Source organism: Nocardioides sp. YIM 152315, assembly GCF_029210375.1.
Classification (GTDB): domain Bacteria; phylum Actinomycetota; class Actinomycetes; order Propionibacteriales; family Nocardioidaceae; genus Nocardioides.
Genome location: NZ_JARGER010000037.1, coordinates 278,350 through 290,210, shown reverse-complemented (window position 1 = coordinate 290,210; position 11,861 = coordinate 278,350). Strand labels below are relative to the sequence as shown.

Below are 11,861 nucleotides of genomic sequence, written 5' to 3'. Positions count from 1 at the left end.
CGCCGCTCAGCTGCGCAGCGGCGTGGCGTAGTTGAGGTCGAGGAGGCCGTCGTACCCCGGCGCGGTGACGCTGTTCTCGAGCGTCAGCGCCCAGCCGACCGAGATCTCGGGGTCGGCGGCGTCCTCGCGGTAGGCCTGCAGGTAGGAGTCGCCCTCGAGAGCGGTCAGCAGCGCGGCCTGGATGCCGACCGCCTGGATGACGTAGGGCTGCGGGTAGGGCACGCCCTGGAGCTGCACGGAGTTGCCCTCGCACCTGATGCCGGTGGTCGACACGACGCGCTGACCTTGGATGGTGACGGCGCTGGCGCCGCCCTTCCACAGCGCGTTGACCACGGCCTGGATGTCCTGCTGGTGCACCAGCAGCGGGTTGACGTCGCCGGTCGTGGAGTTGATGACGTCCTCGGGGGCGTCGGAGAGCACGATGGTGACGCCCGGGCCGCGGCGCGGCTCGAGCCCCGCCGGGTCGCGCAGCCGCTCGATCCGGCGCTGGTAGCGGTTCACCTCGTCGTCGCTGAGCGACGAGCTGAGCTCGGTCACCTCGGCGTTGAGGTTCGCGACCCGGTCGCGCAGCGCATCGTAGCTCTCGGCCTCGTCGTCCACGAGGGCCGCGAGGTCGGTGTAGCGGCCCGGTCGCAGGTCGGTGCCCTCGCTGCTGGTGGCACTGACGACGAAGAGCGCTCCGCAGGCGAGCACGACCAGCGGCGTACCCAGCCGCCACCAGCGGGGTCGCCGGCGCGCCGGGTCTTCGGACCCGGAGGGCCTCGCGTGGGATCCGGCGCTCACGACGACTAAGGTAGCCCGGAGCCCGGCCAGGGCAGGAACCGACGAGAACGAACCACTTCAGGAGCCTCCGTGTCGAAGGTCAAGGACCCCCTCGCCCCCGCCCGGGGCCCGGTGCTGTCGAAGCGCTTCATCCTGGCGCTGGTCCTGATGCTCGTCGGCATCGCCTGGATCGCCTACTACTACGTGGTCTTCGACCCGACGTCGTTCCCGACCGACGACGACGGCTCCCCCGCCTTCATGGCCGACCTCGGCGACTGGAACTACCTGATCGGCTTCGGCCTCTTCTTCGTCGGCCTCGTCGTCTCGGCCCACCCGTCCACGCCGCTGGGTCGCGGCCGCGGCGTGGTCGTCGGCATGCTCGGCTGCTTCCTCCTCGGCCTGGCCTGGATCTGCACCTACTACGTCTTCAGCGACGACCTGAGCAGCATCTGGGTCTTCGACGACCTCGGCCAGAAGAACCTGGTCGTCGGCATCGCCTTCATGGCCGTCGGCTTCACCTTCGCCACGCGCTGGGAGTAGGTCGAGACGCCCCACCACCTCCGCCGACCCGCCCGAAACTTTCGGGCGGGTCGGCGTCATTTCCGGGGTCGTGTCCGCGGGGTCGTCTCCACAGCGGTTATCCCCATGGTGGAGAACTACACGCCTGTAGTTCTCCACAGGTGATTCCACAGCTGTGGATGCGCCGGCGCCAGCGACGCGCTCAGGACAGCTGGGCGATCCGGGCGACGGCGCCGATCGCGAGCACCGCGACCAGGGCGACGAGGCCAAGGGCCTGGTACGCCGCGCGGTGCCGCCGGGGCGCGTAGACGAGGATGCCCGTGGCGAGGACGCCGCCGACGAAGCCACCCAGGTGGCCCTGCCAGGAGATGTTGGGCACCGCGAACGTGATCAGCACGTTGACGATGATCAGCCCCCACAGGGCGCGCATGTCGCCGCCGACCCGGCGGGCGACGATGATCAGCGCGCCGAAGAGGCCGTAGATGGCGCCGGAGGCGCCGAGGGTGAGCTGGTACTCCCCGGCCGCCCACATCACCACGGTCGAGCCGGCGAGCAGCGAGACCAGGTAGAGCGCGAGGAAGCGCGTCCGGCCGAGCACCATCTCGAGCTGCGGGCCGATCATCCACAGCGCGAGCATGTTGAACCCGATGTGGGTGATGGTGACGTGGGTGAAGCCCGACGTCACGAGCTGCCACCACGCGCCGTCGGCGACGCCGGGCAGCCAGCTGCCACCCTGCGCGGTGCACAGGGCCTCGGGCACGTCGTACCCGCCGTTGCCGACCAGGCACAGCCCGCTCGGGCGGAGCCCGAGGAGGTCCACGAGCCGGCTGCCCGAGCCGCCGGTCACCATGATCGCGATCCAGACGGCGGCGTTGACGGCGATCAGCACACCGGAGGTCACCGACGCGTTGGTCGGGCGGAGGCCGCCGTACGCCGTGCGCCCGGTGCGCGTCTCCTTCCGGCCGGTGGCGACGCACTCGGGGCACTGGAAGCCCACGGCGGCGTCGCGCATGCAGTCGGGGCAGATCGGCCGGTCGCAGCGCTGGCAGCGGATGTGCGACTCCCGGCCGGGGTGCCGGTAGCAGGTCGGCACCCCGGCGGGGGCCGGATGGTCGGTCACGGGTCGCGCGGGTGGGTCAGGCGCCGACGATCTCGACGGACTCGATCACGACCGGCTCGACCGGGCGGTCCCCGGGACCGGTCTGGGTCGTGGCGATCGCGTCGACCACGTCGCGGGAGGCCTGGTCGGCCGCCTCGCCGAAGATCGTGTGCTTGAAGTTCAGCCACGTCGTGGCGCCGACGGTGACGAAGAACTGCGAGCCGTTGGTGCCGGGGCCCGCGTTGGCCATCGCCAGGAGGTAGGGCTTGTCGAAGGTGAGCTCGGGGTGCGGCTCGTCCTTGAACGTGTAGCCGGGGCCGCCGGTGCCGGTGCCGAGCGGGCAGCCGCCCTGGATCATGAAGCCCTCGATCACGCGGTGGAAGGTCAGGCCGTCGTAGAACGGGCCGGAGCGCCCGTTGCCGGCGTCGTACTCCTTGGTGCCCTGCGCGAGGCCGACGAAGTTCGCGACCGTCTGCGGCGCGTGGTCGGGGAAGAGGTTGAGCGTGATGTCGCCCCGGTTGGTCTTGAGAATGGCCTGCTGGTCAGCCATGACTGCCTCTCGGTGTCGGTCCGTGCCTTGATGGGTACACCACGGACGTAGCGCGGTGCGGGGTCGTGCCGTCCGATCCTCGCATGGTCGGCAAGCAGCCCGCCCGCTGGCCGGGCCACTGGTTCGGTCACCAGTGACATGATCGAATGAGCCAGGGACACGACGAGAGGAAGCCCCATGGGTCTGCGGAAGAAGAAGTCGCTCCTCGACCAGGCCGGCGACACGGTCAACGGGTATGTCGAGCAGGTCAGGCCACAGGTCGAGTCGGCCGTGGCGACGGCGCGCGAGAAGGCCGGACCCGTCCTCGCCGACGTCCGGGAGAAGGCCACCCCGGTCCTCGCCGACGCCCGCGAGAAGGCCGGGCCCGCGGTCGCCACCGGTGCCGCGATCGCGGCCGAGAAGATCGCCGTGGGCGCGAGCATGGCCGCCGAGAAGGCAGCCGAGGCAGCCGGCGCCGCCGCGGAGAAGGTCGCCGAGGTGGCGGAGCCCGAGAAGAAGAAGGGCGGCAAGCTCCGCAAGCTGCTGCTGCTCACCGGGATCGCGGCGGTCGCCGCGTTCGTCCTCACCAAGGTCAAGGGGAGCAAGGAGAGCGACAGCTGGCAGTCGTCGTACACGCCGACGCCTGCTCCGGCGCCGCGGTCCGAGGACGACACGGCCGGAGCGTCGCCCGCCGAGGCGATCGCCGACCAGTCCGAGAGCCCCCGGCCCGTGACCACGCCCGAAGACCCGTCCGACGTCGTCGAGGTCGACGACAAGAGCAAGTAGCGCCTCGGAGCAGCGCTCAGGACCGGCCGGTGGGGTGATCCGCCGGCCGGTTCTCGTCGATCCAGGCGTCGATCCGCTCCCACCACCCGAAGAGCCACTCGATCCGCGCCTCGCGACCGGCCGGGATCTCCTCGCGCGGGACCTGCCACCACCGCATGACGATGCGCTTGTCCATCGGCAGCTCCCGCCACACGTCGCCGACGGTCAGCAGGTGGTCGAGCCCGGTGTGCGCGACGAGCACGACGTCGGCACCGGGCGCGGCGTCGAGCGCGGCCAGGAAGCCTCCGGGCCGCGGCGCGATCACGTGGATCATCTGCTCGGCCCGCTGCGCCATCCGCTCCATCCCGAGCCGCCGCAGCCGGTCGATCGCCCGCTGCCGCCGCGCCGGGGTGAAGTTGCCGCCCTCCGGGAAGATCACGAAGGCGTCGTTCTCGTCCAGGCCGGTCGCGAGGTCCGCGATCTGCCGCTCGAGGTCTGCTCCCGGCCGCGGGTTGGGGGTGATGAACCGGGCCGGGATGCGGTTGAGCACGACGTCGATCATGGGGTCCCAGGCCAGCGTGTCCTTGAGCACCACCCGCGGCTCACGGGCGTACCACGCCATCAGCGTGTGGATGAGCACGAAGGAGTCGCCCGGACCCGCGTGCCTGCAGCAGACCAGGATCGGCCGGACCGGATGGGCGACCGGGGTCGGGCCCTCGGTCTCGATCCGCAGCCGCAGCACCCGCCGCGCCTCGCGGAAGAACACCCACATCGTGCCCTGCACGAGGTCGTAGTGGATGCCCTCGAAGTACGGCGAGCGCACCCGCCACCCGAATCCGGACGCCAGCCAGAGCCCGAGCATCACGACCAGCAGCAGCGCCTCGCAGGTGAGGTAGAAGATCGCCACCCACATGACGCGCAGCGGTCGCAGCCATCCCGGCACGATCGGTGAGATCGCGGCCGCACCGATCAGCCAGAGCGGCAGCGTGAACCAGATGAAGACCGCCAGCGCGACCACCGCCGGGGCGATCACGCACCGGCGGAGCACCCAGATCACGGGTCGCCCAGGTGCTCGTCGAGGTACGCCGCGGTCGCCTCGTAGGTCAAGTCGATCCGCTGCTGGACGCCGGCGAAGTCCCGGGTCCCGAGGAGCGTGTCGTCCCTCGCCGACGTGCCGCGGGCCGGGAGGACGTGCGCCTCGACGCTCGCGGGGAGCTCCTCGAGCTCGCGGTTGAAGCGATGCCGGCGCGCGATCTCGAACGACACCCGCGCCACCTCCCACGGTCGCCGCGGCACGTCCAGCGGCCGGTCGATCCGGCCGACCTGCAGCACGAAGACCCGCGAGGCACCGAGCTGGACGGCGCGGCCGAGCGGGATGGAGTTCACGATGCCGCCGTCGAGGAAGTGCTCGTCCCCGACCTTGGCGGGCGGCAGCAGCCCGGGCACGGCGGCGCTGGCGACGACGGCGTCGACGACGCGGCCGGAGTCGAACCAGTGCTCGGCGGCGCGCTCGATGCTCGCCGCGCAGACCTGGAAGCGCACCGGCAGGTCTTCGAAGGTCAGGTCGTCGAGCTCGTCGTCGAGGGCCTGGCGCAACGGCTTCGCCGACCACAGGTGAGTGCCCGTCGAGACGGCCCGACGCACCGTGCGCAGCGGCGAGTCGCCGTACACCTCTCCGCCGGGGGCGCCGGCCCCGCGCCACAGCTCGGTCAGCTTGTCGATGACCGTGGCGTCGGGCTGACGCGCCACCATCGCGCCGTTGAGCGCGCCGATGCTGGTGCCGAGCACGAGGTCGGGCACGATGCCGCGCTCGAACAGCGCGCGGAGCATCCCGACCTCGACCGCGCCGAGGACGCCGCCGCCCCCGAGCACGAAGGCGGTCGTCGCCGAGGTGGCACTCACATGGGTGAGGATCCCACGAGGTCGGGGTGCTCGGCGCGCATCAGCCGGGTGACCCGGTGCTCGACCCAGAAGATCAGCAGCGGGACCAGGCCGGCGACGAGCATCAGCAGGGTGAAGCCCACCGACCACCGCGCGCGGCGCGCCAGCAGGAACGCGACCACGACGTACACCATGAAGATCCAGCCGTGGAAGAGCCACATGATGCTGGCCTGCTCGCCGAACTCCTGGAGGCCGCTGCCGTCCTCGGCGAGGTACTTCAGCGGCGCGGCGACCAGCGCGCAGAAGGCGAGCAGCACGCCGACGACGAACGCCAGCACGCGATAGACGTTGAACAGCTTCACGGCACCAGACTACGGATCGGTCGCGGCGGGCTCCGCGGCCTCCTCGGCCAAGGGGCGCCGCGCTGTCGTCTCCGTCACCCACCGCCACCAGATGAACGCGGCGAACAGCCCGAAGAACCACCACTCGACCGCGTAGAGCAGGTTGCGGATGCCGGTGAACGTGCCCACCTCCGGCAGCTGGTCGACGCTCGCGGCCGCCAGGCCGTCCTCGGGCACCTCGGCCACGCCGTACGCGCCATACAGGTCCTGGTCGACGTGCTGGATCAGGTCGGCGATGCGCAGCTGCGGGAGTACGTCGTCGCCGGGGTCCTCGTCGGTCTCGCCGGTCCCCTCGGGCGGCTGGAGCCAGGCGTCGAGCTCGGCGGCGCCCGTCGGGGGCGGGGGCGCGTCGCCCGGGTCCGCGATCCAGCCGCGGACGATCGGGAGCGCCCCGCCGTCGGCTCCATCGACGGCCAGCGGTGTCACGACCCAGTAGCCGTCCGTGCCCTCGTGCACCCGGCCGGAGACGTAGACGGTGCCGTCGGGCACCCACGTGCCCTCGACCGTCACCGGCTGCCCGATCCGGTTGCCGGGGAACGGGTCGTCCGGACCCATCACCTCGGCGAGGGGCACCGGCTCGACCTGGCTGAGGTCGACCGCCTCGGCGGCGCGATGGGCCCGCCACGCGTCGTACTGCCAGAAGCCCAGCGCGGCGGCGATCCCCACGAGCACGAGCGCCAGCAGGTGCGCGCCCCAGTAGCGCGGGGCGAGCGGGCTGGGCACGGCCTCAGCGTACGCAGCAGCGAAGTGCGCCGATCCAGCCCGCCCGCCGTGGGCCCTCCTACCGGTGACGCACGTCGCGCCGCCGGTGGTTGAGGAGGTTGTGCCCGGCAGACGTCTCGCTCCTGATATCATGAGATATCAGGAGGTGTTGTCATGCCCGATGTTCTGATCCGCGACGTCCCAGACGACGTCCTGGCGGGAGTGGACGCCCACGCCGCGCGACTCGGACTCTCTCGCGTCGAGTACATCCGGCGACGGCTCGCCTCTGATGCAGCGACCACCAATGCCAGCGTCACATCCGAGAACTTGCAGGCCTTCAGTGCTGCGTTCGTCGACCTCGCCGACGACGAGGTGATGGACGCGGCGTGGCAGTGACCGACTGGTTGATCGACAAGTCGGCCCTCGTTCGTCTCGGGACCAGCCCCGACGCCGAGGAGTGGGCGAGTCGGATCCAGAGGGGTCTGGTCAGGATCACGACGGTGACCAGGCTCGAGGTCGGCTATTCGGCTCGGACGGCCGAACAGTCACGTGTCGCGTTCACCTCGCCGCCGATCTCGGCGATGCCGGTCGAGTACCTGACACCCGCGATCGAGGACCGGGCTCTCCACATCCAGCAGTTGCTCGCCGACCGAGGGCAGCACCGTGCTCCGTCGATCCCCGACCTTCTCATCGCGGCCACCGCAGAGCTCACCGGCCTGACGGTGCTCCACCTCGACAAGAACTTCGAGCTGATCGCCCACATCACCGGCCAGCCACACGAACGGTTGCGGAGGACTTGACGGCGCGCTGCGGCATTTCGCCGGCCCTGCACTCAGGGAGCTTTCACCCATCCGACTGACGGATGCTGTGGCGGTGCGGTCCGTCTAGCCTCTCACCGTGTCCACCAGGTCCGAGCGTCGAGCCGCTCGCGAGACCGTCGGCGCCTACCACGAGGAGCAACTCGGCGAGCTCGTCCGTCACCTCAGGTCAGCCGTCGAGCGCTTCGATGCGGGCGAGCTCGACGCGTTCGACGTCGACGAGGTGGTCTTCCAGTACTCACGCGCGGCGAAGGAGCTCTGGAAGTTCTGCAACCTCGGGAACGTGGAGCTCACCGCGCGAATCATCCGAGACGACCAGGCCGGCGACTGGTGGGATCGCGGGACGCGTCGGCGACGGTGAGAGTGCTACCCGGGCCAGCACCGCCAACGGCGCTCAGCGACGTCCGATCGCCGCACGTGCGGTGGCCGCGGCGGTCCAACGTCCAGACCGATCGCTACTCGAGGAGCGCTTCCAAGCCTTCCTCGACGTCAGTTGAGGGCGCATGTCCCGAAACCTCCCCACCGGTCGCCCGCAGCGGGATCGGAGTTAGTAGAGATATACCGGAAATGGAACGGAACCGCAGGGTGACCTGCGGTTTCTCGTGGTGGAGCCTAGGGGACTCGAACCCCTAACCCCCTGCTTGCAAAGCAGGTGCGCTACCAATTGCGCCAAGGCCCCCTCGGGCGGACTGGGCCGCCCGGGATCAGGACCGGGTGACGCTGTCGGTCGCCTCGGCCCAGAGGGCCTGCTCGTGCTTGCCCTCGTCGAGCTTCTTCTTGACCACGACGGCGGCGCCGGCGGCGAGCAGGAGCAGCAGGATCTTCTTCATGGTGACTCCCATGGGCTCGGGGTGAGTACCGCTGGTCGGGCCGGGATGGTGGGCCTAACAGGACTTGAACCTGTGACCTCTTCCTTATCAGGGAAGCGCTCTAACCGTCTGAGCTATAGGCCCGCGAACCGGGGGAACACTACCCCACCCCCGGAGCGCCCGACAAAACGGCGGGCGGCTCGCTGATCACGCCGGAAGAGCGGTCAGCGCTGGTCCTCCGCGAGCGTCAGCTCGACCCCGCCGAGCAGGGCGGCGGCCATGTTGTAGAGGAACGCGCCGAGGGTCGCGATCGCGGTGATCAGCACGACGTCGACCACGGCGACGAGCATCGTGAAGCCCATGACGCGGGACATCCCGACGTACTTCTCGACGTCCCAGTTGGACGCCTCCTCACCGCCCACGACGTCCTGGACGGTCTGGTTGATCGAGTCCCAGACGCCGGCGGCGGAGAGCACCGACCAGATGATGAAGACCGACACGATCGTGACGACGCCGAAGGCGATCGCGAGCAGGAACGCCGTCTTCATCACCGACCACGGGTCGATCCGGGTCAGGCGCAGGCGGGCGCGGCGCGGCGGGCGCTTGGCGGGGGAGGCCTTCTTGGCGGCGGTCCTCGAGTCCGGGTTGGCGTTCGCCCGGTGCTCGTCGGCGGCCTGCCCGACCGCCGCCGAGATCCGCTCGCCGATGCCGGGACGGCCCTTGGGCTTGCTGGTCGGCGCGCTGGAGCTCGGGCGGACGGCGGGATTGCGCGTGGCGGTGCGCTCGGCGGAACGGTCGGACATCAGGCCTCACTCTCCCCGTCGGTGTCGGCCTCGGGTGCGTCGACGGCGTCGGCCGTCTCGTCTGCAGTTCCCTCGATTGTTGCACCCACACCCGCATCGGACGATTCGGCGGACGCCTCGCCGGCCTCGGACTCGCCCTCGAGGTCGCCGTTCTCGTCCTCACGCGCCTCGACGGACCGGGCGACCACGGCGACGGCGTCACCGCCCTTCGGGCTGACGAACTTCACGCCCATCGTCGAGCGCCCCGTGGGCCGGAAGTCGGCGTTGATCGGGCTGCGCACGACCTGGCCGTTCTGGGTGATCGAGAGGATCTCGTCCCCCTCCTCGACGATGAACGCGCCCACGAGCTGGCCGCGCTCCTCGTTCTGCAGCGCCATCGCCTTGATGCCGATCCCGCCGCGGTTGGTGGTGCGGTACTCCGAGATGCGGCTGCGCTTGGCGAAGCCGCCGTCGGTGATCGTGAAGACGTACTGCTCCTTCACGTCAGGCAGGTCGCCGGCCGCCGTGGACTCGCCGGCCGCCTCTGCCCGGGCCTCCGCGGCCTCCTCGGCCGCCACCTGCTCGGCGCGGATGACCGACATCGACAGCACCGAGTCGCCGTTGCGGAACTTCATGCCGGTGACTCCGGACGTCGCCCGGCCCATCGGACGCAGCTGGCTGTCGTCGGCGCCGAACCTGATCGCCTGGCCCTTGCGGGAGACGAGCAGGATGTCGTCCTCGGCGTTGACCAGCTCGGCGCCGATCAGCTCGTCGTCGTCCTCGCGGAAGTTGATGGCGATGACGCCGGCCTGCCGCGGGCTGTTGTAGTCGCCGAGCCGGGTCTTCTTGACCAGGCCGTTGCGGGTGGCGAGCACGAGGTACGGCGCCTGCTCGTAGTCGCGGATCGCCAGCACCTGCGCGATGTTCTCGTCGGGCTGGAAGCTGAGCAGCCCCGCGACGTGGCCGCCCTTCGCGTCCCGCGATGCCTCGGGCAGGTTGTAGGCCTTCGTGCGGTAGACGCGACCGGCCGTGGTGAAGAACAGCAGCCAGTGGTGGTTGGTGGTGGCGATGAAGTGCTCGACGACGTCGTCGCCGCGCAGCGTCGCCCCGCGCACGCCCTTGCCGCCGCGCTTCTGGATGCGGTACTGCTGGCGCTGGGTGCGCTTGGCGTAGCCGCCGCGGGTGATCGAGACGACCAGCTCCTCGTCGGGGATCAGGTCCTCCATCGAGAGGTCGCCGTCGGCCGCGATGATCTGGGTACGCCGGTCGTCGCCGTACTTGTTGACGATCTCATCGAGCTCCTCGGCGACGATCGAGCGCTGGCGCGTCACGTTGGCGAGGATGTCGTTGAGGTCGGCGATGAGCTCCTCGATCTCGGCGAGCTCGTCGATGATGCGCTGCCGCTCGAGGGCGGCGAGCTGCCGCAGCTGCATGTCGAGGATCGCGCGGGCCTGGAGCTCGTCGATGTCGAGCAGCTCGATCAAGCCGCTGCGGGCGGCCTCGGCGCTGGCGCTCGCGCGGATCAACGCGATCACCTCGTCGAGCAGGTCGAGCGCCTTGGCGAGGCCGCGCAGGATGTGGGCGCGCTCCTCGGCGCGACGCAGGCGGTACTCGGTGCGCCGGCGGATGACCTCGACCTGGTGGTCGACCCAGTTGGAGATGAACTGGTCGATGGTGAGCGTGCGGGGCACGCCGTCGACCAGCGCCAGCATGTTGGCCGAGAAGTTGGTCTGCAGCTCGGTGTGCTTGAGCAGGTTGTTGAGCACGACGCGGGCGACCGCGTCGCGCTTGAGGACGACCACCAGCCGCTGGCCGGTGCGGGAGGAGGTGTCGTCGCGCACGTCGGCGATGCCCTGCACCTTGCCGGAGTCGGCGAGCTCGGCGATCTTCAGCGCCAGGTTGTCCGGGTTGACCATGTAGGGCAGCTCGGTGATGACGAGATTGGTCCGGCCCTTGGCGTCCTCGTCGACCTCGATGACGGCGCGCTGGGTGATCGAGCCGCGACCGGTGCGGTAGGTCTGCTCGATGCCCTGCCGGCCGACGATGAGCGCGGCGTTGGGGAAGTCGGGACCCTTGATCCGCTCGATGAGCGCGTCCTGGAGCTCCTCGCGCGTCGCGTCGGGGTGCTCGAGGCACCACTTCGCGCCGTCGGCGACCTCGCGCAGGTTGTGGGGCGGGATGTTGGTTGCCATGCCGACCGCGATGCCGGCCGAGCCGTTGACCAGCAGGTTCGGGAAGCGGGCCGGCAGGATCACCGGCTCCTGCGACCTGCCGTCGTAGTTGGGCTGGAAGTCGACCGTGTCCTGCTCGATGTCGCGGACCATCTCCATGGCCAGCGGGGCCATCCGGCACTCGGTGTAGCGCATCGCCGCGGCCGGGTCGTTGCCCGGCGAGCCGAAGTTGCCCTGCCCGTGGATCAGTGGCGCGCGCATCACCCACGGCTGAGCGAGGCGGACCAGGGTGTCGTAGATGGCGGTGTCGCCGTGGGGGTGGTACTGACCCATGACGTCACCGACGACGCGCGAGCACTTGGAGAAGCCGCGGTCGGGGCGGTAGCCACCGTCGAACATGGCGTAGAGGACCCGGCGGTGCACCGGCTTGAGACCGTCGCGGACGTCGGGCAGCGCACGGCCCACGATGACCGCCATCGCGTAGTCGATGTAGGCCCGCTGCATCGAGGTCTGGAGCTCGATGGGCTCGATGCGGCCGCCGCCGCCGGCGCCGCCACCCAGGTTCTCGGTCTGCTCAGTCACGTCTCTGGTTCTCTCTGATCGCTTCTACTGGAATCTAGATC

The 11,861-nt window shown here is 70.3% G+C and carries 15 protein-coding genes and 2 tRNA genes; 5 read left to right on the top strand and 12 right to left on the bottom strand.

The features are described from left to right. Positions 1-6: 6 nt before the first annotated feature. On the bottom strand, positions 7-783 hold the full coding sequence (locus PZ894_RS12980) for a DUF881 domain-containing protein (protein WP_275745332.1): 777 nt from the start codon (positions 781-783) through the stop codon (positions 7-9). Between the two features lie 69 nt (positions 784-852). Between PZ894_RS12980 and PZ894_RS12975 the strand changes: the two genes are divergently transcribed. Continuing rightward, positions 853-1,302: a cell division protein CrgA gene (locus tag PZ894_RS12975; protein ID WP_275745330.1), complete on the top strand. Its 450-nt coding sequence runs from the start codon at positions 853-855 to the stop codon at positions 1,300-1,302. 181 nt (positions 1,303-1,483) lie between these two features. Here the strand turns inward: PZ894_RS12975 and PZ894_RS12970 are convergent, their stop codons facing one another. Together PZ894_RS12970 and PZ894_RS12965 are read right to left on the bottom strand one after the other, a co-directional pair. Then, entirely contained in the window at positions 1,484-2,401 is a 918-nt protein-coding gene (locus PZ894_RS12970; RefSeq protein WP_275745328.1) for a rhomboid family intramembrane serine protease, read from the bottom strand. A 16-nt stretch (positions 2,402-2,417) separates the two neighbouring features. Beyond that, on the bottom strand, positions 2,418-2,930 hold the full coding sequence (locus PZ894_RS12965) for a peptidylprolyl isomerase (protein ID WP_275745327.1): 513 nt from the start codon (positions 2,928-2,930) through the stop codon (positions 2,418-2,420). 177 nt (positions 2,931-3,107) lie between these two features. Here PZ894_RS12965 and PZ894_RS12960 point away from each other — a divergent pair, with 177 nt between their 5' ends. Then, positions 3,108-3,695: a hypothetical protein gene (locus PZ894_RS12960; protein WP_275745325.1), complete on the top strand. Its 588-nt coding sequence runs from the start codon at positions 3,108-3,110 to the stop codon at positions 3,693-3,695. A gap of 16 nt (positions 3,696-3,711) precedes the next feature. Here the strand turns inward: PZ894_RS12960 and PZ894_RS12955 are convergent, their stop codons facing one another. Genes PZ894_RS12955 through PZ894_RS12940 form a run of 4 tightly spaced genes read right to left on the bottom strand, consistent with a single transcriptional unit; the run spans position 3,712 to position 6,679 of the window. Next, entirely contained in the window at positions 3,712-4,731 is a 1,020-nt protein-coding gene (locus PZ894_RS12955; protein ID WP_275745323.1) for a 1-acyl-sn-glycerol-3-phosphate acyltransferase, read from the bottom strand. Next, entirely contained in the window at positions 4,728-5,576 is an 849-nt protein-coding gene (locus PZ894_RS12950) for a patatin-like phospholipase family protein (protein WP_275745322.1), read from the bottom strand. The genes PZ894_RS12955 and PZ894_RS12950 overlap by 4 nt, the downstream gene beginning before the upstream one ends. Further along, the gene (locus PZ894_RS12945; protein ID WP_275745321.1) at positions 5,573-5,917 is read right to left on the bottom strand and encodes a DUF3817 domain-containing protein; all 345 of its coding nucleotides are present in this window, start codon (positions 5,915-5,917) and stop codon (positions 5,573-5,575) included. The genes PZ894_RS12950 and PZ894_RS12945 overlap by 4 nt, the downstream gene beginning before the upstream one ends. 9 nt (positions 5,918-5,926) lie before the next feature. Then, complete coding sequence (locus tag PZ894_RS12940) at positions 5,927-6,679, bottom strand: SURF1 family protein (protein WP_275745319.1); 753 nt, start codon at positions 6,677-6,679, stop codon at positions 5,927-5,929. A 153-nt stretch (positions 6,680-6,832) separates the two neighbouring features. Here PZ894_RS12940 and PZ894_RS12935 point away from each other — a divergent pair, with 153 nt between their 5' ends. From PZ894_RS12935 to PZ894_RS12925, 3 genes are all read left to right on the top strand, one after another. After that, positions 6,833-7,054, top strand: a complete 222-nt coding sequence (locus tag PZ894_RS12935; protein ID WP_275745317.1) for an antitoxin — start codon at positions 6,833-6,835, stop codon at positions 7,052-7,054. Then, positions 7,045-7,458 (top strand): PIN domain nuclease, encoded by a 414-nt coding sequence (locus tag PZ894_RS12930; protein ID WP_275745315.1) that lies wholly within the window; start codon positions 7,045-7,047, stop codon positions 7,456-7,458. Before PZ894_RS12935 ends, PZ894_RS12930 begins: the two co-directional genes overlap by 10 nt. 97 nt (positions 7,459-7,555) lie before the next feature. Further along, on the top strand, positions 7,556-7,837 hold the full coding sequence (locus tag PZ894_RS12925; protein ID WP_275745312.1) for a hypothetical protein: 282 nt from the start codon (positions 7,556-7,558) through the stop codon (positions 7,835-7,837). 242 nt (positions 7,838-8,079) lie between these two features. Here the strand turns inward: PZ894_RS12925 and PZ894_RS12920 are convergent. The 5 genes from PZ894_RS12920 to gyrA all read right to left on the bottom strand — a co-directional run bounded on the left by PZ894_RS12920 (position 8,080) and on the right by gyrA (position 11,820). Then, positions 8,080-8,155: transfer RNA gene (locus PZ894_RS12920), tRNA-Ala, on the bottom strand. A gap of 25 nt (positions 8,156-8,180) precedes the next feature. Beyond that, the gene (locus tag PZ894_RS12915; protein WP_275745310.1) at positions 8,181-8,306 is read right to left on the bottom strand and encodes a DLW-39 family protein; all 126 of its coding nucleotides are present in this window, start codon (positions 8,304-8,306) and stop codon (positions 8,181-8,183) included. Between the two features lie 46 nt (positions 8,307-8,352). Next, positions 8,353-8,429 (bottom strand) — tRNA-Ile (locus PZ894_RS12910). Positions 8,430-8,509: 80 nt separating this feature from the next. Then, complete coding sequence (locus PZ894_RS12905; protein ID WP_275745308.1) at positions 8,510-9,088, bottom strand: DUF3566 domain-containing protein; 579 nt, start codon at positions 9,086-9,088, stop codon at positions 8,510-8,512. Beyond that, entirely contained in the window at positions 9,088-11,820 is a 2,733-nt protein-coding gene (gyrA, locus tag PZ894_RS12900) for a DNA gyrase subunit A (RefSeq protein ID WP_275745306.1), read from the bottom strand. The genes PZ894_RS12905 and gyrA overlap by 1 nt, the downstream gene beginning before the upstream one ends. Between the last annotated feature and the right edge of the window lie 41 nt (positions 11,821-11,861).